The following is a 23,289-nucleotide window of genomic DNA, read 5'->3' on the forward strand; positions in this document are numbered from 1 at the left end:
TGCGCTACGGCGATTGGCAGCGCGGATAAAGGGTGAGGCGGTCGCGGCGTTTTGTGCTGCGATGCGGTTGGCCTGATATTATCTAACAAAATCGAGGTGGCTGCGACTTCGGCTGGCAGCTGTTGGTAGGGGAGAAACGGTTATGGCCGCTGCAGTACTAAAGTTTCAAACGCAATCGTCCAGGCTGAGCTTGTGGTTCCGGCTTTGGCTATTGGCCTTGGTTTGGGTCAATTCGGCGTATTCGGCGCCGATTGCCCAAGCCGATATCGAAGCTTTCGTGCGCGACGGTTGCCCGCATTGTGAACGCGCCGAAGTTTTTTTGGCCGATTTGCAACGGGAACGACCGCAGTTAAACATCGTGATCCGCAATGTCAGCCGCGAGCCCGACGCCTGGCAGCGCTTGCAAACCCTGGCCGCAGCCCAGAATCCGCCAGCGCCGCTAAGGCTGCCGACCTTCCGGGTCGGCGGGAAGCTGGTTATAGGCTATTCGGCCGAAACCGGCGACCTGTTGTTGCGTGAGGCGTTAGCCGAGACAGGCCCGCCGGCCGCCGCCGAGGAGGCAAGCGGAAGTTGCGAGGTGGAAACCGTGCAAACCTGTGAAGCCGGCAATGCCGCCAATCCGTCGGCGCAGCCTAAGCCGTTCGAACTGGCCGTGCTGGGGAAACGGGTGGCGCTGGACCGGGTAGGGCTGCCGGCGTTTACCGTGGCGATGGGACTGTTGGATGGATTCAATCCGTGTTCGATGTGGGTGTTGCTGTTGATGATATCGATGCTGGCGCCGATGCGGAACCGGCCGCGAATGCTGGCGGTCGCCGGGGCCTTCGTCTTGGTTGAAGGCGTGGCTTACTTCGTGTTTATGGCGGCATGGTTGAACCTGTTTTTATGGATAGGTTTGTCGCGCGCCTCTGAAATTGCGATCGCAGCCATTGCCGTTGCCGCCGGTGCGCTGAATCTGAAGGATTTCTGGGCCCTGGGTGTCGGTCCGTCGTTATCGATCCCGCAAGCGGCCAAGCCTGACATTTATGCGCGGATCCGGCGGATTTTGCAGGCGGAAAACCTGTGGGGCGCGTTGGTCGGTGCAGTGCTGCTGGCGGTGTTGGTGCAAATCGTCGAATTATTCTGCACCTCCGGCTTTCCGGCTTTGTATACGCGAATATTGACCTTGCGCCAGTTACAAGGCTGGGACTATTACGGCTATTTGCTGCTTTATAATCTGGCGTATATGCTAGACGATATTGTGGTGTTGGCGCTGGGCATCGTAACATTGAGCCAACAGCGCTTGCAGCGCAACCACGGCCGTTGGTTGAAATTGGTCAGCGGCGCAGTGATGGTTGGCTTGGGCATGTATTTGTTTGCCCGCGGCGGCTAAGCATAGCGGGCTCGTGGCCGGCTTGGACCGGCTTAAATTCTAAGCAGAATTCAGGAGAATTCGTGATTGACAATAAGCGCAGGCATCCGCGTTTAAAACACCGCGCCAAAATCAAATTGATCGTTCCCGAGTCGGTGGAGAATATCGTCGAAATGCGGGATTTTTCGGAAACCGGCTTGTTTTTGCAGTGCGATAAAGCGCTGATTCCACCAATTGGTACGGTACTGGAAGTCCAAACCACGGAATTTGACGACGCTCCGGTGCAGTTGGTCAGGGTGGTTCGTATCGATCCGGATTCCGGTTTTGCCGTCGAGTTTTGCAGCAGAGATTGATACCGTTCGCGCTTGCTCGATGGTCCCGGCCGTTCCGGCTAGCGTCCTCAGGCAGTTAGCAATCAGGCGCTTAAATCGATTGTAGTCCCGCCGTTTGCAGAGCCTTGCAGGCTCAGCAACTCAGCCCGGGCTTTGTTCGCCATCGCCGTGGCTCTGGCGGCTACGCTCTGATCCTGGGCCGACGGATTCGCAGGCGCCAGTGCCGCCCGGCGGATGGTATCGGCCTTCAGCAACGTCGCCTGCGGGTCACCGGCCACTGCCGATACGTCGATGCTGACGTCGCCGCCGCTGGCGTAGCGTTGGCCGTCCGGCCCCGTCACATAATCGTAATTGGCGCCGCTGACGGCGAGGTTGCCGGCCGCGCTCAGATGCGCCTGTTCGTGGGCGCGGACTTCGCGGTCGCGGGCTTTTAACTTTTCAACCAGCTGGCGTTGTTCTTGGCTCAATTCGCCGTTTGTCTCGGCGTTGGCGGAGGGTTGGGGTTTGTTCGGCGCGGCAGCGGCCGGAGAACGGCTTTGCGGGGCGTAGACATGGTATGTATTCGACGCGGCGGTTACCTGCATGCTCGTCACCGAAAAGCTTAAACTGGTTCGCAAATATACGCTTTCTCCGTTAAAACTCAAGCGCCAGTCAAACGGCTTAACGCCCAACGGACGTGCTCTGCGACCAGATCGGAGGCATCGTGCAGACGTCGGTTCAATGCGGCCAGAACCTCAGGCGCCGGCCGGCCGTTACCCAGTGCGGTGGCGATGTTGCGCAGCCAGCGTTGATGGCCGATGCGGCGGATCGCCGAGCCTTCGGTTTTTTGTAAAAATTCCGCTTCGTCCCAGGCAAATAACTCCAGTAACGTCGCACTGTCCAAACGCTGGCGCGGCCGAAAGTCGACTTCCGCACTGAGTTTGGCAAACCGGTTCCAGGGGCAGACCAGCTGACAGTCGTCGCAACCGTAAATCCGATTGCCGATCAGCGGACGCAAATCTTCCGGTATTGGTCCATGCAGTTCGATCGTCAGATAGGATACGCAGCGGCGGGCGTCGACCTGGTAGGGGGCGACGATGGCCTGGGTCGGGCAAATATCAAGGCAGGCCCGGCAGTCGCCGCAGTGGTTGCTTGCCGTCTGGTCGGCCGGCAGTTCCAAATCGGTATAGATTTCGCCCAGGAAAAACCAGGAACCGGCGCGGCGGTTGATCAGATTGCTATGTTTGCCGATCCAGCCCAAGCCTGCTTTCTCGGCGATGGCCTTTTCCAGCACCGGAGCGCTGTCGACGAAGGCGCGGTAGCCGAACGGGCCGATGGCTGTCGCGATTTGATCGGCCAATTTCTGCAGGCGGTTGCGTAAAATTTTGTGGTAATCGCGGCCCAGAGCGTAACGCGAGACGAAGGCGGCGGCCGGATCGGCCAATAGGCTGTGGCTTCGGGCCGAGGGTTCCGGCAGATAGTCCATTCGGGCTGAAATAATGCTGCGCGTGCCTTCCTGCAACAACGCCGGTCGGCTGCGTTTCAGCCCGTGCGCGGCCATGTACTGCATTTCGCCGTGGAAATCTCGATCCAACCAGTTTTGCAGATGGTCTTCGGCCTGATGCAGGTCGGTATCGCTGATGCCGATTTGCTGAAAACCCAGCTCCATACCCCATTGTTTGATCAGGCAAACTAATTGTTCGGTATCGACGGGAGCGGGTGCTGGCATAGTTTATTCAACAAAGGTTGGAACAGTGCCGACCGCAGATTGTAACGGCAGTCCCGGCATTTTTTCGGGAGAGCATTGTGGCATAACTTTAGCGATTTCCGCCGGTCATGGCCGGTTTGGCGATAGAATGACAACCAAATTTTCAACGGTTTGATTTCGCGGAACTCGCTTGCGCTCCGGACAAAACATGCAGATTTCGACTGAAGCTCTTTATTCAACAGCGCAAATTCGTAGCGCCGAAAGCCGGGCTATCGAAGGCCTCGGCATTCCGGGACGGGAGTTGATGCAGCGGGCCGGCAGCGCTTTATTCCGGCAGATTCGGCAGCGTTGGGCCGACTGTGGGCAACTGACGGTGTTTTGCGGCGGCGGCAACAACGGCGGCGACGGTTACGAAGTGGCGCGTCTGGCTCATCAGGCCGGCTACCGGGTCGCGGTATACAGTCTGGCCGATCCGGACAAGTTACCCCCCGACGCTAGCGGCGCTTACCGGGATTTTTTGCAGGCCGGCGGTTGCGTTTCCGATTTTGAGCCCGGCCTTTCCGAGATAGAGGGTGTCGTCGTCGATGCCTTGTTCGGTATCGGTTTGAGCCGCGACGTAGCGGCAGCCTATTTGCCGGCGATAGCCGCCATCAATGCCGCCGTCGGTCCGGTGCTGGCGGTCGACGTACCGTCCGGTTTGCAGGCCGATACCGGGTGCATCCTGGGGGCGGCGGTGGTTGCTGACCTGACTGTGACCTTTATCGGCCCCAAACAAGGTTTGTATACCGGTGCGGCGGCCGATTGCCGCGGTGAAGTGGTTTGTGCCGATTTGGAAATCGGCACATTGCTGGTCGGCGTCGAGCCGGCTTCGCTGTTGCTGAAAAATATCGGTATGCCCAAGCGTCAACGTAGCGGGCACAAAGGCCAGTTCGGCCACGTGTTGTTGATTGGCGGTAACCACGGCTATTCCGGAGCGATCCGCCTTGCCGCCGAAGCGGCGCTGCGAGCCGGTGCCGGCTTGGTCAGCGTCGCCACCCGGGCCGCGCATAGCGCCTGGGTCAATATTGCCCGGCCGGAGTTGATGTGTCGGGCGGTGGAACAGGCCGGCGATTTGGAGCAAATGCTGGACAAAGCCGATGTCGTGGTGGTCGGTCCGGGCTTGGGCCGCGATGCCTGGGCCCAGGCCATGTTCGATGGCGCCGTGGCGGCCGGCAAACCCTGCGTGGTCGATGCCGACGGCTTGAATCTATTGGCGCTTGGAAATTCCAGACGCGATAACTGGGTGCTGACGCCGCATCCCGGCGAAGCGGCGCGGCTATTGAACTGCGATACCCGGCAGGTCGGCAAGGACCGGTTTGCGGCGGTTTCCGCGCTGCAGCAACGTTATGGCGGCGTCGCGTTGTTAAAAGGCGCCGGGACTTTAATCGGCGATGGCTCTCAGCACTATGTCGTCGCTGCCGGGAATCCGGGCATGGCTAGCGGCGGTATGGGCGATGTCTTGGCCGGCTTGATTGGTGGCTTGATCGCCCAAGGTTTTTCGTTAGATAAAGCCGCGCTGGCCGGCGCCCAGGTTCATGCCGCCGCGGCCGATAGTCTCGCCGCCGAATTCGGCGAACGCGGCTTGCTGGCCGGCGATTTGCCGCCACGTATCAGGGAGTTATTGAATAGATGAACATCGATTTGGAAAGCAGCGAAGACACCGAAGCCTTGGGCGCCGCGCTCTGGCAGGCCTTGCCTGAAAAATGCCTGGTGTATTTGCGCGGCGAATTGGGAGCTGGCAAAACCACCTTGATGCGGGGTTTGCTGCGGGCGGCAGGCCATCGCGGGGCGGTGAAAAGTCCGACTTATACCTTGGTCGAGGAATACGAAATCGACGGCCGGCGGCTGTTCCATTTTGATCTATATCGGCTCAAAGATCCGGAAGAGTTGGAGTGGATGGGTATCGACGATTATTTACAGCAAGATGCATTGTGCTGCATCGAGTGGCCGGAAATGGGGCAGGGGGTATTGCCGCCGGCGGATATCGAGATCGGTTTGCAGTATGCGCGACAGCAACGTGTCGCGCAAATCAATGTGTTAGCGCAAAATCGCGCCGGAACAATTAAACTAAACTGGAAAAACAAAGACCTACTGCTATAATCTAAACAATCTTGTCATTAGCGGTCGCGTCGGTTATGCAGCGAATTTATCGAATTTTCTGGATTTGGGGCTTGTTGTTGCCTGCCGTTTCGGCAGCGGCGACCCAGGCCGAGTTAGGCGCGGTCAGCTATACCTCGGCGGATCGTGTGGTGTTCAACTTGTCCGGCCCGGCGCGTCATCACGCTTTCGTGTTGAAAAGCCCGAGCCGCTTGGTAGTCGATTTCACCGGCGCAAAACTGGCGCAAGCCGTCAGTCAACCGCCGGCCGACCATCCGTTATTTGCCGGTGCCCGCAGTGCGATGCGCGGTAGCGGCGATTTACGGGTAGTGGTTGAGTTGAAAGCGGATGCCGATGCCAAAGTCGTGATGCAAGGCAATGCCTTGCAGGTCGATCTGGCAGCCAAACCGCTGCCGACCGCGGGCGAACCAGTGGCTTTAGTCCGCGAGAAAACCGCCACTGCCGCGATGCCGCCGCTACCGGCGCCGGAAAAATCGCCGAAAAGATCCGAAATGGCAATCAAACCGGTGGCGATGAAGACGGCCAATAAAGCCAAAGGCCGTAACATCGTCGTGGCGATCGATGCCGGTCATGGCGGTAAAGACGTCGGCGCCCAGGGGCCGAACGGCACCCAGGAAAAAGACGTGGTGTTCGCGATCGCCAGGAATCTGGAAAATCTGGTCAATGCCCAGCCGGGTATGAAAGCGGTGATGATCCGAAACGGCGATTATTTCGTCAAATTGGACGAACGCCGCCGGATCGCCCGCGCCGCCAAAGCCGATTTGTTCGTGTCGATCCACGCCGACGCCTTCAGCGATAGCCAGGCCCACGGCGCTTCGGTTTATACCTTGGCCACCAAAGGCGCTTCCAGTGCCGGTGCCGGTTGGTTGGCTGCCAGCGAAAACGCGGTCGACGGCGCGGCGGGAGCCGGCGAAGACCGTAATGAAACGCTCGCTTCGGTCTTGATGGATTTGTCCAGCAAGGCCGCGAAAGAAGCCAGCCAGAACGTCGGCAATAAGGTCTTGAGAAGCGTGAAAGGCGTGGGCCATTTGCACCGGAGCGCGGTGCAAAAAGCCGGCTTTGTCGTGTTGAAATCTCAGGAAATTCCGTCGATTCTGGTCGAAACCGCGTTTATCTCGAATCCGGAAGAAGAGCGGCGCCTGACCAGCAAAGCCTACCAATACAAAATGGCGGCGGCGGTGTTCAACGGCATCGTCGGCCATTTCAAACAATATGCGCCGGCCGATACGTTGATGGCGCAATTGAACCGTTCCGCCAAGGCGCCGCGGATGGTGGCGCTCAATTCCGTACCGGACGAACGGCCGCTACCGACCCCGGCGGCCAAGTCAAGAGTCGAGGCCAAAGCCTTGCTGGCTGACAACGACGCGGCGCCGGCCGAAGCCATTTCGGTGGTTGCCGGTGGCGCCGGCCAAACCCAGCACGTGATTAACCGCGGCGAGACCTTGTCCGGCATCGCTCAACACTACGGTGTGTCGATGCGGGCGTTGCGTCTGGCCAATTCGATGAACGACGGTAACGTCCGCGTCGGTCAGGTGCTGCAAATCCCGCGCGATAGCTGAGGCATCCGTTGCCGATTGTCTGATCCGTTACGGGGCGAATCATTTCGCCCCGTTTCGTTTTGATCCGCTAAAATACGCGCTTTTTTTCGGGCGCCTCGATGCGGATTCACGCTTTACCCACGCAATTAGTCAATCAAATCGCCGCCGGCGAGGTGGTTGAGCGGCCGGCGTCGGTGGTCAAGGAATTGGTGGAAAACTGTTTCGACGCCGGCGCCACCCAGATTCAAATCGATGTCGAGCAGGGCGGGATTCGCCAAATCAAAATTCGCGACAACGGCTGCGGTATCGTCAAGGACGATCTGGCGCTGGCGCTGTCGCGGCACGCCACCAGCAAGATTGCCTCGCTGGAAGATCTGGAACACGTCGCTAGCATGGGCTTTCGCGGCGAGGCCTTGCCCAGCATCAGTTCGGTGGCGCGGCTGACCTTGATTTCCCGCACTGCCGACGCCGAATGCGCCTGGCAAGTCAGCGCCGACGGCAGCGAGCGCAATTTCGACCCGCAGCCCGACCCGCATCCGCCCGGCACCACCGTCGATGTCCGCGACCTGTTTTACAACACCCCGGCCCGGCGCAAGTTTTTAAAAGCCGAGAAAACCGAATTTGGCCATATCGAGAGCCTGATCCAGAAACTGGCCCTGGCCCGGTTCGATGTCGGCTTTGTCCTGAACCACAATCAGCGCGAAGTGTTGAATCTGAAATCGGCGGACAGCCAAGCCGCCCAGGAGAAACGCATCGCGGCGATTTGCGGCGCGGCCTTCGTCGACAATTGCGTCAAGATCGAGTACGCCGCGTCAGGCTTGCGTCTGCACGGTTGGGTGGGCTTGCCGACCTTTTCCCGCAGCCAGCAGGACATGCAGTTTTTCTACGTCAACGGTCGCTTGATCAAAGACCGGCTGGTCGCTCATGCCGTCAAGCAGGCTTATCAGGACGTGCTCTACCATGGCCGCCATCCGGTGTTTGTCTTGTATCTGGAATTGGACCCGGCGCTGGTCGATGTCAATGCCCATCCAACCAAACTGGAAGTACGGTTTCGGGAAGGGCGGATGGTGCACGACTTCCTGTTTCAGGCGTTGCATCGCAGTCTGGCCGAGCAGCGGCCTGGTTCTCAGCCGTTACCGCAACGGATCGAAACCGTTGCCGAATTTTCGGAAACCGTGCCGGCGTCAGCGCCGCAGCGGCCAACTTTGAATCAGCAAACGGCGTTACCGATGACGTTTCCGGCGCCAACCGCCGGCAATGCAAGCACTGCTGCGCCACCAACGTTTGGCGCTTACCGGCTGCAGCCGGAACGAACTAGCGCGGCCGACGTTGCCGAGCAAATCCAGGCCTACGCCAAACTTTATCCAAAAAACGAGTCAGTGCCGGCGCCGCAGGCAGCGACGGATTCGGTCATGCCACCATTGGGTTTTGCCTTGGCCCACATTCACAACATTTACATCCTGGCCGAAACCGCCAACGGCATTATTTTGGTCGATGCCCACGCGGCGCACGAGCGGGTGACTTACGAGCGCTTGAAGCAGCACTACCACAACCGGGCCATCGTTTCGCAGCCTCTATTGTTGCCGATCAAATTGCAAGTGACGGCCGCCGAGGCCGATCTGGCCGAGCAAGAGCATGCGTTTTTCCTGACTCTGGGTTTTGAAATCAATCGTTCCGGCCCGGAAACCGTGGTGTTGCGGGCAACGCCGGCCTTGCTGGCGAAAACCGACGTCGACCAACTGGTGCGCGATATGTTGGCCGATCTGGCAACCCATGGCGTTAGCCATAAAGCCCAGGAAAGCATCAACCAAGTTCTGGCGACGATGGCTTGCCACGGTTCGGTGCGGGCTCGACGCAAACTTAGTATCGAAGAGATGAACGCCTTGTTGCGCGACATGGAACAAACCGAGCGCATCGGCCAATGCAACCACGGTCGGCCGACCTGGGTGGCGTTGAGCCACCAAGATTTGGACCGGTTTTTCATGCGCGGCCAATAAATGAGCGAATTGCAAAAACCGGGCGCCATCTTGCTGATGGGGCCGACCGCTTCCGGCAAGACCGCGTTAGGCGTGGCCTTGGCCCAGGCCTTAGACACCGAAATCATCAGCGTCGATTCGGCGCTGGTCTATCGCGGGATGGACATCGGCACCGCCAAGCCGACCCAGGCCGAGCGCGGCGGCGTGCCGCATCATTTGATCGATATCCTCGATCCCAGTGAAGCCTTTTCCACCGGCCAATTCCGCAACCGCGCGCTGGAGTTGATGGCCGACATCACCGCGCGCGGCAAACTGCCGTTGCTGGTCGGCGGCACAATGCTGTATTTCAATGCGCTGACCCAGGGTTTGGCGCAGTTGCCGGAAGCCGATCCGGAAATTCGCCAGCGGCTGGACGCGGAACTGGAATCGCTGGGAAAGGAAGTGCTGCATGCCCGCTTGGCGCAAGTCGACCCGCAAGCGGCGGCGCGCATTCACGTCAACGATCCCCAGCGCGTGCAGCGCGCGCTGGAAGTCTACGAAATCAGCGGCCGGCCGTTATCCAGTTTTTTCGGTGCCGAGCAACAAGATGAGCATCCTTACCGCTTTATCAAACTGATCGTCGCGCCGGAGCAACGCAAAACCTTGCACGACAAAATCGCCGAGCGTTTCGATTCAATGCTGGAGCTGGGCTTTCTCGAAGAAGTCCGGGCATTATGGCAACGCGGCGATCTGGACGAAAGCATGCCGTCGATCCGCTGCGTCGGTTACCGCCAAGCCTGGTCTTATTTAAACGGCGAATACGATCTGGCGACAATGCGCGACAAAGCCATCGTCGCTACCCGGCAACTGGCCAAACGTCAATTTACTTGGCTACGCAAGGAGCAGGACGCCTGCCATTTGATCAGCGGCTCCACCGATCTGCTACAACAAGCGTTACATCACTGCCGCGAACGTGGATAAAGCTAACCAACGCCAAATCGCTTACGCTGCCCGCAATGCCCAGCCTGATAAGGAAACGCTGAGCATTGAAATCTGCAACCGGGTTATCGCGCAGTCCTGGTATCAGGCCGCCGATACCGTGATGTGGTATCTGCATTGTCGCTCGGAAGTGCGGACTTTACCGACCGTCGCCGCCGAACTGGTCGGCGGCAAGCGTATCGTCGTGCCCTATTGCACGGTCGATGCTTCAGGCCAGAAGCAATTGGGCCTTTGGCGTTTGCAAGCGCTCGACGAGTTGCGGCCGGGCATGTGGAATATTCTCGAACCGCCGCGCGAGCGCTGGCAGGAGCCGGCAAAGCAGGTTCGCGCCGAGGAACTGGACGCCGTCATCGTGCCGGGTGTGGCTTTCGATCGGCAGGGCGGACGCTTGGGTAACGGTGCCGGTTATTACGACCGGTTATTGGCTTGTGTGCGGCCCCACGTGGTGTTGGCGGCGGTCTGCTACGAGGCGCAATTGGTACCCGCGGTTGCGATGGACCGGCACGATGTTTTCATGGACTTTGTTGTCACCGAGCAGGCGGTTTATTCGGGCCGGGGCAGAGCCGGATGTTGAATGCTGCCGAACTGAAACGGCACGTCTCCAGCTCTCCGGCTTTTGTGTTGGATGAAGCGCAGGTGCTGGCCAATTTACAACCGTTATCGGCATTGCGCGCGGCGAGCGGCGGCAAGGTGTTGTATGCGATCAAGGCCTTGCCTTTGGCGCATCTGTTGGGATTGATCAAACCGCAAGTCGACGGCTTCTCGGTCAGCTCCTTGTTCGAAGCCAAGCTGGCGCACGAAATTTTGGCTGATCAGGGAAGCATTCATTTGACCACGCCCGGTCTGCGTCCAGACGAATTTGCTGAAATGGCAGAGCTGTGCAGTCATATCAGTTTCAATTCCTTGTCGCAGCACCAGCGATTATCCGGTCTGAGCCCTCATTATTCGCCGGGCTTGCGGGTTAATCCCAAATTGCCGTTTGCGGCGGATCGGCGGTTCGATCCGTGCCGGCCGCATTCCAAGCTCGGCGTCGATATCGAGTTGTTGCGGGATGGCGTGCCGGGCGGCGTCGCGGGTTTGCAGTTCCATACCGTGTTTTCTTGTCGCGATTTGGCGCCGCTGCAAACGACCGTGCAAGCCTTGCGGCCCATTCTGGAACGCAATCGGCAACTGCGCTGGCTGAATCTGGGCGGCGGTTATCTGTACCACGATATCGCCGATCTTGACTCGCTGGCCGAGCTGATCGCCGGGCTGCGTTCGGAGTTTGCCATTGAGGTGTATTTGGAGCCGGGTAAGGCCATCGTCGGTAACGCCGGTTATTTGGTGGCGACGGTGCTGGACCGCTTTGTCAGCGACGGCAAGCAGGTGTTGATGCTGGATACCTCGATCAACCACCATCCGGAGGTGTTCGAGTACCAAATCAGGCCGCGTTTATTGGACGAAGTTACCGAGGGTGGTCAGTCTGCGATTTTGGCCGGTTCGACTTGTCTGGCCGGCGACGTGTTCGGCGAATACCGTTTCGATCGCGTTCCGGAAGTCGGCGAAAAATTGGTGTTTGCCGATGTCGGTGCTTATACCCTGATCAAGGCCAACCGGTTCAACGGCTACAATTTGCCGGATGTTTATACCTGGAACCGGTCCGGGTTAACATTGCAGAAACGTTACGATTATGCCGATTATCGCCGGCAGTGGTAAGCCGGTTTTGGATAAAGCGTGGCGCTTAGCGTTGGCCGTGCGGCGGGACTGGCGATGGGTCGATATTGGACAATAACCCTTCCATTTTCTGCACGCTGGCGTCGCAGCCCTCGATACTGGATCGAACTTTGGCTTTGAATCTTAAGCTCATGCTCTCGCCGTCCGCCTCGTGTTCTGCGTACTCATTCAATAGATGGCAGGCGTCGTGCATGGCCTGTTCGGTATCTTCGAAATTATCGCTATCCGGCAGTAGATCGGAATCGCTCAGCATCATCAACCGGCTGATGATGGCGTTTTGATGGCGGAACACCGACTCGGCATAGTCGGCGAAACTGTCCATCCCGCTGTTGGTCGGCGCACTGGCACAGCCGGCCAGGCACACCAGCAACGGTATCCAATTCAAACGCGGTAACAACATGAACGGCTCTTTTAGTTTTTGTACGCGGTAAAAATGCAGTATTCGGTCAGTTTTTCAGTAAACAATTGGTACTGTGCTAAGCCGACCAAATAATTGGCGGTTTGGGCCTTGGAACGCAGCCCCAACCATTGGCTGATAGTTTGGACCGGTTTCAGGCGTTTGGCTACCTTGTACATATGCTCGACCGAAGCCTGGGTTTGCGCGGTGATGTCGTGGCAAACGATGTTGGCGAAACCTTGTTGTTGCAATAGGCCGGTAAATTCGTCGCGGCTGCACAAATTGGGTACGGCCCAGCCGTTGAGGCAGGTTACGACGGCTTGCCATTGCTCGGGACTGAACTGGCGTTGCAACACAAAGCCGTCGCAGACCACAATGCGGCCGCCCGGTTTCAATACCCGCCAGGCTTCCTCTAAAAAATCGCCTTTATTCAACGCGTGGCAGGAGCTTTCCAAGGCCCACACCACATCGAACGAGGCATCGGCGAACGGCGTCGCGCAAAAATCCGCCACTTGAAAATCCACCGACTCGGCTACACCGTGGCGCTTGGCGTGGTCGCGGGCATAGTCGGCCTGTTTGGCGCTGATAGTGATACCGGTGACCCGGTTGCCGTGCTGTTTGGCCATCCAGATCGTACTGCCGCCGATGCCGCAGCCGGCGTCCAACACGTGGTCGCCGGGCTGTATCCCGGCTTTTTCGTACAGCACCTGGTTTTTATTGAGCAGGGCCTGGTGCTGGTCGTAAGGTTTGGCGTCGTCCCAATAGCCGTAGTGCAAGGCCAGGTTGTCGCGGTTGCACCAGGCGAACAGATAATCGTGATAGCAGTCGTCGTAATGCTTGGCCGCGTCGGCTTGCAGTTCGGCGGTGGACAGCTCGGCGCCGTGGCGCAGGCTTTGGTCGCGGTAATCCTGGTTCGGTTCTAGGGTATAAATCGTGGCTGACATGAATGGCTGGACGGCGTGGGAACGGGCTAAAAGCAAAAGGGCGGCGCGGTATTAGCCGCAAGATTGGCCATTATAATTCAGATCGCCGATGCGCTTCATGGCCGGCGACTGCGGCGGCAATTGCGGGTCGGCAATCTTCAGCTTGCCGAACACCTGTCGAATCGGCAACGCTTTGATTTGGCTGAGTTCCAGGCCGAAACGGATGCGGAACAAACTGTTTTGCTTGCCGGCCGGCAAGGTCGCCAGCAACTCGGCCAGGCGCTGATCGATCAAGCGCCGGGCCAGCAGCAATTCCGGGCTGAGCTTGGCGTCATTCGGGCTGGTTTCGGGCTTTGTTGTTTGGGGAGCAGGCGAGGGCGCTGTGGCGCCTAACGCTTTTTCGCGCATTTCCCGCAGTCGGCTGCTTTGGGCAAAGCCGACCGTCATGCCGCTGCCGCTGGGTTTATGGTTGTTCATACTTGATGTTTATGGCTGTGGGCCGGATCGTGGATCAGGTTGCGGATCACCACCGAGGCGCACACCCCGCCGAACGCCGCCGGCAAATAGGAAATCGTGCCGTAGGCCGATTTTTTGTAATTGCTGCCGTCGGTGAACATCAACGAATCTTTATTTACCACTTCCGGCGAAAACACCACTTTCACGCCGCGACTGATGCCGTGTTTGCGCAAGCGGACGCGGATGAACTGGGCGAACGGGCAGTTATAGGTCTTGGAAATATCCACCACCTTGAGATGGGTCGGGTCCATCTTGCCGCCGGCGCCCATCGAGCTGACGATCTTCATCTTGCGGCTTTTGGCGGCGCGGATTAAATGAATCTTGGGCGTCAGGCTGTCGATGGCGTCGACGATGTAATCGTAATGGGTGTTCAACAGTTCGGCGGCGGTGTCCGGGGTGATGAATTCGTGGCGGATGTGCAGTTTCAAATCCGGATTGATCGCCAATAAACGCTCGCCCATGATGTCGGCCTTGGACTGGCCGTGGGTCGTCGCCAGCGCCGGCAGCTGGCGGTTGCGGTTGCTGGGATCAACCACGTCGCCGTCGACGATGGTCATCTCGCCAACCCCGGCCCGGCAGATGAACTCGGCAGCAAATGAGCCGACGCCGCCCATGCCCACCACCAAGACATGGGATTGCTGGAGCTTATCCAGCTTGGGTTTGCCGATCAGCAATTCGGTACGGGACAGCCAGCTTAAATCAGTCATGCAGGAATACTCTTTGAAAATTGGCAACGATTCGGCGTTGCAGGGTTTGGATGTCCAAACCGAGGATTTTAGCCGCTTCGTTATAGATTTCGCTAATCGAAAGCTGGGTCGAGGCGTCGGTTTCCAGGAATAAGCGCTCCAGCGGCGTGATCAACAGCGCTTTTCGCGAGGGATGCCCGGGTGTGAGCAGGTATTTTCCGAACGACAGGTAACAGCCGTGTCTCAGCAGTTGCTCGGCCAAAGCCGGTTTGCCGGTAAAGCCGTGCACGAGCCATGCTTGGTTCGGCCTCGCCGATTTCTTTAACGGAATTAGTTCGTTGTAAGCACGCACGCAATGAACGATTAACGGTTTGCCGATCTGTTCGGCCAATTCGATCTGGCCTTGGAATACCGCAGTTTGACGTTCCAAAGGAATATCGATGCATTTATCCAGGCCGGATTCGCCGACGGCAAGCACGCGCGGGTCATTGCAAAGGCGATGCTGGATTTGCCAGTTGCGTTGCTGGTCTTGTCGGTCGATATTCCAAGGGTGGGTGCCGATACTGAAATACTGGTGGTTGCTGGCCGAGAGTAGGGGCGGCAGTTCGGCAATTTCCGATATGTCCAGGCTGAGAATCTGCCAAGCCGCGTCCTGCCGATTGCCGTGGCTATGGATATCAATGAATGGTGCAGATACAGGCATGAGACAGGCAGCGATTCGGTAAAGCTCGGCGCCGGCAACTATGGCGGCGGTTTCGATTGCGGAACCTCAAGTTCCCGGAGTTGAAATGGCCGGCTTGAAATTCCATGCAGCGAGGTATAATAGCGGTTTATTTTTCGCAACAGAGAAACAATGGCGCAATATATTTTCTCCATGAACCGGGTCGGCAAGGTGGTGCCGCCTAAAAAATACATCCTGAAGGACATCTCGCTGTCGTTTTTTCCGGGGGCGAAGATCGGTGTGTTGGGTCTGAACGGCTCCGGTAAATCGACGCTGCTGCGGATCATGGCCGGCGTTGACAAGGAAATCGAAGGCGAAGCGATTCCGCTGAAGGGCATTAACATCGGCTATTTGCCGCAAGAGCCGCAGCTGGATCCGACCAAAAACGTGCGCGGCATCATCGAAGAATCCGTGCAGCACATCAAGGATGCGTTGGCAAAACTGGATGCGGTTTACGCGGCCTATGCCGATCCGGACGCCGATTTCGATAAATTGGCCGCCGAACAGGCCAAATTGGAAGACATCATCAACGCTTGTGATGGCCATAACCTGGATCGGCAACTGGAAATCGCCGCCGATGCGCTACGCTTGCCGGATTGGGATGCCGACATCAACAAGCTGTCCGGTGGCGAAAAGCGTCGCGTCGCGTTGTGCCGCTTGTTGCTGTCCAAACCCGATATGCTGTTGCTGGACGAGCCGACCAACCACTTGGATGCCGAATCGGTTGCCTGGCTGGAGCGCTTCCTGCACGATTACACCGGTACCGTCGTTGCGGTAACCCACGACCGTTACTTTCTGGATAACGTCGCCGGCTGGATTCTGGAACTGGACCGCGGTATGGGTATTCCTTGGGAAGGCAACTATTCGTCCTGGCTGGAACAGAAGGAAAAACGTCTGGAGCTGGAGGAGAAGCAGGAATCGTCTCGCCAGAAAGCCATGAAGGCCGAATTGGAATGGGTAAGGCAGAATCCGAAAGGCCGTCACGCCAAAAGCAAGGCGCGTCTGGCCCGCTTTGAAGAGTTGTCGTCGGTGGAAGTGCAACAGCGCAACGAGACTCAGGAAATTTATATTCCGCCCGGACCGCGCCTGGGCGACGTCGTGATTGATGCCGATAATATCAGTAAAGGCTTCGGCGATCGCTTGTTGATCAACAATTTGAGCTTCAAATTGCCGCCGGGCGGCATCGTCGGGATTATCGGCCCGAATGGCGCCGGTAAAACCACGCTGTTTAAAATGATGGCCGGCATGGAACAGCCGGATTCAGGTGCGTTTAATTTCGGCCAAACCGTGCAGTTGTCCTACGTCGAGCAGTTCCGCGATGATATGGATAACAATAAAACTGTTTGGGAAGAGATTTCCGACGGTCTGGACATGATTACGGTCGGCAAGTACGAAACGCCGTCGCGCGCTTACTGCGGGCGCTTCAATTTTAAGGGGGCGGATCAGCAAAAACGCATCGGCGACTTGTCCGGCGGCGAACGCAACCGCGTACATTTGGCCAAGCTATTGAAAAGCGGCGGTAACGTCTTGCTGCTCGACGAGCCGACCAACGATTTGGACGTCGAAACTTTGCGAGCACTGGAAGAGGCGTTGCTGGGCTTTCCGGGTTGCGCTGTGGTGATCTCGCACGATCGCTGGTTCCTGGATCGGATTGCCACCCATATGCTGGCGTTCGAAGGCGACAGCGAGGTGGTCTGGTTCGAAGGCAATTACGCCGATTACGAAGCCGACCGCCATCGCCGGTTGGGAACCGACGCCGATAATCCGCGCCGGATCAAATACAAAAAAATCGGCTAAGTCGGGGTTAAGGGTTCGTTGCCGACAATGGCGGCGGACCCGATAGCCAATTAATGTGGGCCTTGAACTTGAAATAGCGCTGGTTTGTCCCAAACTTGATTTTAGTTTTTTCTTAAGCCGCTGCAGTCCGGTTGAAATCGGTGGTTGTAGCGGTTAATGTATTAATAGCGCACCGAACAATAATAAGGAGAAATAGGATGTCGAAAGCACAAAACTTGCAGGACAATTTTTTGAACGCCCTGAGAAAAGAGCATACCCCAGTGTCGATTTTCTTGGTGAATGGCATCAAGCTGCAAGGTCGCGTCGATTCTTTCGATCAGTATGTGGTGATGCTGAAAAACACCGTCAACCAAATGGTTTACAAACACGCCATTTCCACCATCGTCCCTGGCAAGAACGTCAATATGCACCGTGATGCCGAGCCTAGCGACGAGAGCTAAGAGGTTTATTTTTGTTTGAACGTCCCGATGCGGGCGAGCGGGCGATACTCGTTCACCTGAATTTGCAAGTCGGACAAGAAGATCTCGACGAGCTGAAAGAACTCACCAAATCCGCCGGTGCCCAACCGATTCATGTGGTCACCGGCAGCCGCCACCGGCCGGACCCCAAATATTTCGTCGGCATCGGCAAACTCGACGAAATCAAGGTAGCCTTAGCCGAACTCCAGGCCGACATTATCATCGTCAATCATCCTTTGTCGCCCAGCCAGGAGCGCAATCTGGAAAAGGCACTGGAAGTGCGGGTGGTCGACCGTAACGGCTTGATTCTGGATATTTTCGCGCAGCGCGCGCAGACCTTCGAAGGCAAGTTGCAAGTCGAGCTGGCGCAGTTGAAGCATCTGTCTACTCGATTGATTCGCGGTTGGACCCACCTGGAGCGGCAAAAAGGCGGTATCGGCTTGCGCGGTCCCGGCGAAACCCAGTTGGAAACCGACCGGCGTTTGCTGGCGGTCAGGATCAAGCAAATCCAGCAGCGTCTGGAGAAAGTCGAAAAGCAGCGCCATCAAAGCCGCAGTAAGCGGAAAAAGGCGGAAATTCCCACCGTGTCGTTGGTTGGTTATACCAACGCCGGCAAATCGACCTTGTTCAACACATTGACCGGAGCCGGGATTTATGCGGCCGACCAGTTGTTCGCGACCTTGGATCCGACTCTGCGGCAGTTGCCGTTGGCAAACGGTAGCGAGATCATCCTGGCCGATACGGTAGGTTTCATCCGCCATTTGCCGCACGAATTGGTTGCGGCGTTCCGTTCCACGTTGCAGGAGGCGGCCGAGGCCGATTTATTGCTACACGTGATCGATGCGGCGGCGGAAGATCGCGACGACACCATTGTCCAGGTCAACCAGGTGTTGGAGGATATCGGTGCCGGCAAGATACCGCAGCTGAAGGTGTTCAATAAGATCGATTTACTCGACGATCTCGAACCGCATATCGATTACGACGCCGACGGTCGGCCGGTCAGCGTCTGGATATCGGCGCAGAGCGGTGTCGGCTGCGATTTGCTGCAACAGGCATTGAATGAACTGTTCGCCAGCAGCAAAGTGATCCGCAAATGCTATCTGCCGGCAGGGCAGGCCGGCTTGAAAGCCAAGCTGTTTGCGTTTGTCAGAATAATAAACGATGTCACCGACGACCACGGCGACTGCGAGTTGACAATAGAAATCGATAAAAAGCATTTGGGCCTGTTGAAACATATCCGGGTCGAAGCGCTAGCCTGATCCGGAAACCGTTTTCGATACCTAGTTATTTTCTCGGTTAATGGTAATTTGAGATAGAATGGCCCGCTTTCGGAAGCGGTGCACCGTTCTCGAAACATAATTCCGGCTTTGCGTTACTCGGTGAGCCGAATTTTGAGTTTGCAAATCCAATTTTGGAGCGTTTGGTATGTCTTGGAATGAGCCCGGCGGTGATAAAAAAGACCCCTGGAGTGGTCGTAACGAAAAGGATAATCCTCCCGATCTGGACGAAGTAATCCGGTCCCTGCAGGACAAACTGGGCGGTATTTTCGGCGGCGGCAAACGTGGCGACAGTTCTTCAAATGGCCCGTCGATGCAAAGCATCGGTTTTTTGGCTGCCGGCGCGCTGGCATTATGGGGTTTGAGCGGGCTTTATACCGTCGATGAGGGTACCCGCGGCATCGTCACCCGTTTCGGTGCTTACGTTGCTACCACGCAGCCCGGTTTGAACTGGCATATCCCGTCACCGATCGAGCAAGTGCAAGTTATCAACGTCGAACAGCAACGCTTCATCGAGGTCGGTTACCGTTCCGGCGGTGGGCAGGCTATGGGCTCGGTGCCGAAAGAGGCGATGATGCTGACCAAAGACGAGAACATTGTCGATGTGCGTTTGGCTGTGCAATACCAAGTCAAAGACGCCAAGGATTATGCCTTTAACGTTCTCGATCCGGCTTCGACCTTGAAGCAAGTTACCGAAAGCGTGCAACGCGGCGTGATCGGCCGTAGCGATATGGATTTTGTGCTGACCGAAGGTCGTAGCGAAATCGTTGCCGCAATCAAAACTGAAATTCAATCGGTAATGGATGCCTATAAGACCGGCATATTGATCACCAGCGTCAACTTGCAGGATGCACAGCCGCCGGAGCAGGTGCAAGGTTCCTTTGAAGACGCCATCAAGGCGCGCGAAGACAAGCAGCGCCTGATCAACGAAGCCGAGGCCTATTCCAACGACGTGGTGCCTAAAGCACGCGGTGCTGCATCGCGTATCGTGCAGGAAGCCGAAGCCTATAAAGAAAAATCCATCGCCCAAGCTGATGGTGACGTCAGCCGCTTTTCGCAGTTATTAACCGAGTATAAAAAAGCGCCGGGTGTGACCAAACAGCGTATGTACATCGAAACCATGGAACAGGTGCTGGGCAAATCCAGCAATGTGGTGGTGGATGTCAAGTCCGGCAGCAACATCATGTATCTGCCATTGGAAAAATTGGTGAACAAGGCCGCCGATGACGCGGTTTCGGCGCCGGTTGCGACGCACGAACCGGTTGCGGCTCCTGCGCCTCAGGCTAAAGAGATCAGAAACGATATACGCGCATCGAGCCGCGAACGCGATGTGAGAGGACGCTAACATGGGAAACAAGATATTAGTAGCCGTCGCCGCGCTGGCTGTCATTTTGTCGATGTCGGTGTTTACCGTCGGCGAAACCGAGAGAGTCATCAAATTCCAATTGGGTGAAATCGTCGGGGCGGATTTTCAGCCCGGCATGCACCTGAAGATACCGTTTATCAATAACGTCAAGAAATTCGACGCCCGGATCCTGACCATGGATGCGACGCCGGAGCGTTTCCTGACCGCGGAAAAGAAAAACGTCATCGTCGACTCCTTCGTCAAATGGCGAATCGGCGATGTCAAAACTTTCTACACCACAGTCGGTGGCGACGTAGGCCAAGCCAACATCCGCTTGGATCAAATCATCAAGGACGCGGCGCGTAGCGAATTCAGCAAACGCGAAATCAGGCAGCTGGTTTCGACCGACCGTAGCGCGATTCGCGATTCGCTGATCACCAACGTATCGCCGCATGCTTCCCGCTTGGGTATCAATATTATCGACGTGCAGGTCAAGCGCATCGATTTGCCGAACGAGGTCAGTACCTCGGTTTATCAACGGATGGAAGCGGAGCGGGCGCGGGTGGCTCGGGAATTTCGTTCTCAAGGCTCCGAGGCTGCAGAGCGGATTCGTGCCGACGCCGATAAACAACGCGAAATCATTCTGGCCAACGCTTACCGGGACTCTGAAGTATTGCGAGGCGAAGGCGACGCCAAAGCGGCAGATATTTTTGCCAAGGCCTATGGCGAAGACAGCGAGTTTTTCGCCTTTTACCGTAGCCTGATCGCTTACAAGGAAACCCTCGGCAAGTCCGGCAACATCATGGTGTTGGAGCCGAACTCGGACTTCTTCAAATATTTCAAAAATCAGAAATAAACCATCAATCTGAAGCTGCATGATCAGACGCCCCGCTCTGCGGGGCGTTTGCTGTGATTGGGATAGACAAAAAATGCAAAGAAAAGACAACTGGCTGTTGCCCGAAGGCATCGGCGAGGTACTGCCGGAGCAAGCCGCGCATTTGGAGAAATTGCGCAGAACTCTGCTCGATACTTTTGCCTGTTGGGGTTATCAGTTGGTGATACCGCCCTTCGTGGATTTCCTGGACTCGCTGCTCACCGGTTCCGGCCACGATTTGGATCTGCAGACTTTCAAGCTGACCGACCAGCTTAGCGGTGAAATGCTCGGCGTACGCGCCGATATGACGCCGCAGGTCGCCCGCATCGACGCCCACCATCTACAGCACGACGGTCCTACCCGCTTGTGTTATGCCGGAACCGTGTTGCACGCCGTAGGCGACCCGTTGGAAAAAAGCCGCAGCCCGATGCAAATCGGCGCCGAACTATACGGCCACGCCGGACTGGAAAGCGATTACGAAGTGATCCGCTTGATGCTGGAAATGTTGGCGATCAGCGGGCTGCAAAACGTACATTTGGATTTGGGCCACGTCGCGATCTATCGGGCGCTGGCCGAGCACGCCGGTTTGAACCAGCAACAGGAGTCGAAATTGTTCGACGTGTTGCAGCGTAAAGCCAGAACGGAATTGGTGGAATTGTTGGCCGGCTTTGCGCTTGACGAACGCTTCCAGGCCATTTTCAATGCGTTGCCTAAATTGAACGGCGGTAGAGAAGTATTGGACAAGGCCGACGGTTTGTTCGCCGGCTTGCCCTGTAGCGGCATCATTGGAGATGCCTTGACCGACTTGCGCGGCATAGCCGACAGACTGCGGCGCGATTTTCCCAGCTTGAGCGTCAGTTTCGATCTGGCGGAATTGCGCGGTTACCATTACCACACCGGTATGGTGTTCGCCGCCTTCGTGCCGGCTTTGGGTAAGGAGATCGCCCGCGGCGGCCGCTACGACAATATCGGGGCACGTTTCGGCCGGGCTCGAGCCGCTACCGGGTTTAGTGCCGATCTTAAGGTGTTGGCAGCCATGTTCCAGGATATTGATAGTGCCAGACAAGTGGTTTATGCGCCGTTCGGCGAGGATGTCGATCTGCTGCAAACCATCAGAGATTTACGTGCTCAGGGCGAGGTCGTCATACAGCAATTGCCGGGGCAAACCGATGCGGCCGCTCAACTGGGCTGCAACGCAGTTTTACAAAATCAGAATCAACGCTGGGTCGTTAAACCATTAGTTTAAGGTTGGAAAAGTATGGGAAAAAATGTAGTTGTTATCGGCACGCAATGGGGCGATGAAGGCAAGGGCAAGCTGGTCGATCTTTTAACCGAGCAGGCAGCGGCCGTAGTGCGCTTTCAGGGCGGCCATAACGCCGGCCACACCTTGGTGATTAACGGCGAAAAAACCGTGTTGCACCTGATTCCGTCCGGCGTTTTGCGCGACGGAGTGCAATGCATGATCGGCAACGGTGTGGTGCTTTGTCCGGAAGCCTTGCTCAAGGAAATCGAGATTCTGGAAAAATCGGGCGTACCGGTCAGGAACCGGTTACAAGTCAGCGAAGCCTGTGCTTTGATTCTGCCGGTCCATGTGGCTGTCGATCAGGCCCGGGAAAAGGCGCGCGGCAGCAAAGCGATCGGTACGACCGGCCGCGGCATCGGTCCGGCCTACGAAGACAAAGTGGCCCGTCGCGGCTTGCGTGCCGGCGATTTGCGCAATCGCGAGGAATTTTCCGCCCGGCTGAAGGAGCTGGTCGAATACCATAATTTCATGTTGGTCAATTATTACCAGGCCGAACCGGTCAACTATGCAGAAATTTTGGATAACACCTTGCGTTTGGGGGAAATCATCAAGCCGATGCTGACCGATGTCGGCGAGGCGCTGTATAGCCACCAACAGCAAGGAAACAACGTATTATTCGAAGGCGCGCAGGGAGCACTGCTGGATATTGACCACGGCACTTATCCGTACGTGACCTCTTCCAATACCACTGCGGGTGGCGCGGCGACCGGCAGCGGCGTTGGGCCGTTAGCATTGGATTACGTTCTGGGCATTACCAAAGCCTATTCGACTCGGGTTGGCAACGGCCCGTTTCCGACCGAATTGATGGACAGTTATGGCGAACATTTGGGCGTGAAGGGCCACGAATTCGGCGCCACCACCGGGCGTAAACGCCGTTGCGGCTGGTTCGATGCGGTCTCGATGCGTAAATCAGCCCAATTGAACAGCTTGACCGGCATTTGTTTGACCAAGCTGGACGTGTTGGACGGTCTGGACAAAATCGGGATTTGTACCGCCTATAAAATTGACGGCCAAATCACCGAAACGGCGCCGTTGGGCGCAGACCAATATGCTGTTTGCGAGGCGGTGATTGAGGAAATGCCGGGTTGGAGCGGTAGTACCGCCGGGATTACCGATTTCGCGCAATTACCGGAAAATGCCAAGGCTTACATCGCCCGGATCGAACAATTGGTCGGCGTCAAAGTCACGATATTGTCCACCGGTCCTGATCGCAACGAAACCATCGTCCTGGAAAATCCGTTCGCGGCTTGATCCTGGCGGATA

The 23,289-nt window shown here is 57.0% G+C and carries 23 protein-coding genes; 16 read left to right on the plus strand and 7 right to left on the minus strand.

Annotated elements, in window-relative coordinates; genetic code table 11:
* Positions 1 to 142 precede the first annotated feature (142 nt).
* Together PL263_RS02390 and PL263_RS02395 are read left to right on the plus strand one after the other, a co-directional pair.
* Positions 143 to 1,369 carry an NrdH-redoxin gene (locus tag PL263_RS02390; RefSeq protein ID WP_278211530.1) on the plus strand — a complete coding sequence of 409 codons (1,227 nt, stop codon included), beginning with the start codon at positions 143 to 145 and terminating at the stop codon, positions 1,367 to 1,369.
* Between the two features lie 62 nt (positions 1,370 to 1,431).
* Positions 1,432 to 1,701, plus strand: coding sequence for a PilZ domain-containing protein (locus PL263_RS02395; RefSeq protein ID WP_278211532.1), 270 nt, complete (start codon positions 1,432 to 1,434; stop codon positions 1,699 to 1,701).
* A gap of 62 nt (positions 1,702 to 1,763) precedes the next feature.
* Here the strand turns inward: PL263_RS02395 and PL263_RS02400 are convergent, their stop codons facing one another.
* Positions 1,764 to 2,264: a putative metalloprotease CJM1_0395 family protein gene (locus PL263_RS02400; protein WP_278211534.1), complete on the minus strand. Its 501-nt coding sequence runs from the start codon at positions 2,262 to 2,264 to the stop codon at positions 1,764 to 1,766.
* Between the two features lie 56 nt (positions 2,265 to 2,320).
* Positions 2,321 to 3,388, minus strand: coding sequence for a tRNA epoxyqueuosine(34) reductase QueG (gene queG / locus PL263_RS02405; RefSeq protein ID WP_278211535.1), 1,068 nt, complete (start codon positions 3,386 to 3,388; stop codon positions 2,321 to 2,323).
* 187 nt (positions 3,389 to 3,575) lie between these two features.
* Here queG and PL263_RS02410 point away from each other — a divergent pair, with 187 nt between their 5' ends.
* From PL263_RS02410 to PL263_RS02440, 7 genes are all read left to right on the plus strand, one after another.
* Positions 3,576 to 5,039: an NAD(P)H-hydrate dehydratase gene (locus PL263_RS02410; protein ID WP_278211537.1), complete on the plus strand. Its 1,464-nt coding sequence runs from the start codon at positions 3,576 to 3,578 to the stop codon at positions 5,037 to 5,039.
* Positions 5,036 to 5,506, plus strand: a complete 471-nt coding sequence (tsaE, locus tag PL263_RS02415; RefSeq protein ID WP_140912542.1) for a tRNA (adenosine(37)-N6)-threonylcarbamoyltransferase complex ATPase subunit type 1 TsaE — start codon at positions 5,036 to 5,038, stop codon at positions 5,504 to 5,506. Before PL263_RS02410 ends, tsaE begins: the two co-directional genes overlap by 4 nt.
* A 35-nt stretch (positions 5,507 to 5,541) precedes the next feature.
* Positions 5,542 to 7,083, plus strand: a complete 1,542-nt coding sequence (locus PL263_RS02420) for an N-acetylmuramoyl-L-alanine amidase (protein WP_278211539.1) — start codon at positions 5,542 to 5,544, stop codon at positions 7,081 to 7,083.
* A gap of 98 nt (positions 7,084 to 7,181) precedes the next feature.
* Positions 7,182 to 9,059, plus strand: coding sequence for a DNA mismatch repair endonuclease MutL (gene mutL / locus PL263_RS02425; RefSeq protein ID WP_278211541.1), 1,878 nt, complete (start codon positions 7,182 to 7,184; stop codon positions 9,057 to 9,059).
* Positions 9,060 to 9,998 (plus strand): tRNA (adenosine(37)-N6)-dimethylallyltransferase MiaA, encoded by a 939-nt coding sequence (miaA, locus tag PL263_RS02430; RefSeq protein ID WP_278211542.1) that lies wholly within the window; start codon positions 9,060 to 9,062, stop codon positions 9,996 to 9,998. It abuts the gene before it with no gap.
* Positions 9,991 to 10,590 carry a 5-formyltetrahydrofolate cyclo-ligase gene (locus PL263_RS02435; protein ID WP_278211543.1) on the plus strand — a complete coding sequence of 200 codons (600 nt, stop codon included), beginning with the start codon at positions 9,991 to 9,993 and terminating at the stop codon, positions 10,588 to 10,590. The genes miaA and PL263_RS02435 overlap by 8 nt, the downstream gene beginning before the upstream one ends.
* The gene (locus tag PL263_RS02440; protein WP_347568930.1) at positions 10,584 to 11,711 is read left to right on the plus strand and encodes a carboxynorspermidine decarboxylase; all 1,128 of its coding nucleotides are present in this window, start codon (positions 10,584 to 10,586) and stop codon (positions 11,709 to 11,711) included. The genes PL263_RS02435 and PL263_RS02440 overlap by 7 nt, the downstream gene beginning before the upstream one ends.
* A gap of 25 nt (positions 11,712 to 11,736) precedes the next feature.
* On the opposite strand, the gene PL263_RS02445 is transcribed toward PL263_RS02440, so the two are convergent.
* Genes PL263_RS02445 through PL263_RS02465 form a run of 5 tightly spaced genes read right to left on the minus strand, consistent with a single transcriptional unit; the run spans position 11,737 to position 14,954 of the window.
* Entirely contained in the window at positions 11,737 to 12,129 is a 393-nt protein-coding gene (locus PL263_RS02445) for a hypothetical protein (RefSeq protein WP_278211544.1), read from the minus strand.
* An 11-nt stretch (positions 12,130 to 12,140) separates the two neighbouring features.
* Positions 12,141 to 13,070: a methyltransferase domain-containing protein gene (locus PL263_RS02450; protein WP_278211545.1), complete on the minus strand. Its 930-nt coding sequence runs from the start codon at positions 13,068 to 13,070 to the stop codon at positions 12,141 to 12,143.
* Between the two features lie 51 nt (positions 13,071 to 13,121).
* Positions 13,122 to 13,526, minus strand: coding sequence for a hypothetical protein (locus PL263_RS02455; protein ID WP_278211547.1), 405 nt, complete (start codon positions 13,524 to 13,526; stop codon positions 13,122 to 13,124).
* Complete coding sequence (locus PL263_RS02460) at positions 13,523 to 14,272, minus strand: tRNA threonylcarbamoyladenosine dehydratase (protein ID WP_140912549.1); 750 nt, start codon at positions 14,270 to 14,272, stop codon at positions 13,523 to 13,525. The genes PL263_RS02455 and PL263_RS02460 overlap by 4 nt, the downstream gene beginning before the upstream one ends.
* Positions 14,265 to 14,954 carry a TatD family hydrolase gene (locus PL263_RS02465; RefSeq protein ID WP_278211549.1) on the minus strand — a complete coding sequence of 230 codons (690 nt, stop codon included), beginning with the start codon at positions 14,952 to 14,954 and terminating at the stop codon, positions 14,265 to 14,267. Before PL263_RS02465 ends, PL263_RS02460 begins: the two co-directional genes overlap by 8 nt.
* 150 nt (positions 14,955 to 15,104) lie before the next feature.
* On the opposite strand from PL263_RS02465, the gene ettA reads away from it, so the two are divergent.
* The 7 genes from ettA (at position 15,105) to PL263_RS02500 (ending at position 23,277) form a co-directional block, all read left to right on the plus strand.
* A complete protein-coding gene (gene ettA / locus PL263_RS02470) occupies positions 15,105 to 16,769 on the plus strand; it encodes an energy-dependent translational throttle protein EttA (protein ID WP_278211551.1) in 1,665 nt (554 codons plus the stop codon).
* A 197-nt stretch (positions 16,770 to 16,966) separates the two neighbouring features.
* Positions 16,967 to 17,209: an RNA chaperone Hfq gene (hfq, locus tag PL263_RS02475; protein ID WP_054758645.1), complete on the plus strand. Its 243-nt coding sequence runs from the start codon at positions 16,967 to 16,969 to the stop codon at positions 17,207 to 17,209.
* Between the two features lie 11 nt (positions 17,210 to 17,220).
* The gene (hflX, locus tag PL263_RS02480; protein WP_278211555.1) at positions 17,221 to 18,486 is read left to right on the plus strand and encodes a ribosome rescue GTPase HflX; all 1,266 of its coding nucleotides are present in this window, start codon (positions 17,221 to 17,223) and stop codon (positions 18,484 to 18,486) included.
* A 166-nt stretch (positions 18,487 to 18,652) separates the two neighbouring features.
* Positions 18,653 to 19,849 (plus strand): FtsH protease activity modulator HflK, encoded by a 1,197-nt coding sequence (hflK, locus tag PL263_RS02485; protein WP_278211556.1) that lies wholly within the window; start codon positions 18,653 to 18,655, stop codon positions 19,847 to 19,849.
* 1 nt (position 19,850) lies between these two features.
* Positions 19,851 to 20,705, plus strand: coding sequence for a protease modulator HflC (gene hflC / locus PL263_RS02490; protein WP_278211557.1), 855 nt, complete (start codon positions 19,851 to 19,853; stop codon positions 20,703 to 20,705).
* Positions 20,706 to 20,778: 73 nt separating this feature from the next.
* Complete coding sequence (locus PL263_RS02495; RefSeq protein ID WP_278211558.1) at positions 20,779 to 21,969, plus strand: ATP phosphoribosyltransferase regulatory subunit; 1,191 nt, start codon at positions 20,779 to 20,781, stop codon at positions 21,967 to 21,969.
* Positions 21,970 to 21,981: 12 nt separating this feature from the next.
* Positions 21,982 to 23,277: an adenylosuccinate synthase gene (locus PL263_RS02500; RefSeq protein WP_140912558.1), complete on the plus strand. Its 1,296-nt coding sequence runs from the start codon at positions 21,982 to 21,984 to the stop codon at positions 23,275 to 23,277.
* Positions 23,278 to 23,289 lie beyond the last annotated feature (12 nt).

Origin of the sequence: Methylomonas sp. EFPC3 (assembly GCF_029643245.1) — a bacterium.
GTDB classification, from domain to species: domain Bacteria; phylum Pseudomonadota; class Gammaproteobacteria; order Methylococcales; family Methylomonadaceae; genus Methylomonas; species Methylomonas koyamae_B.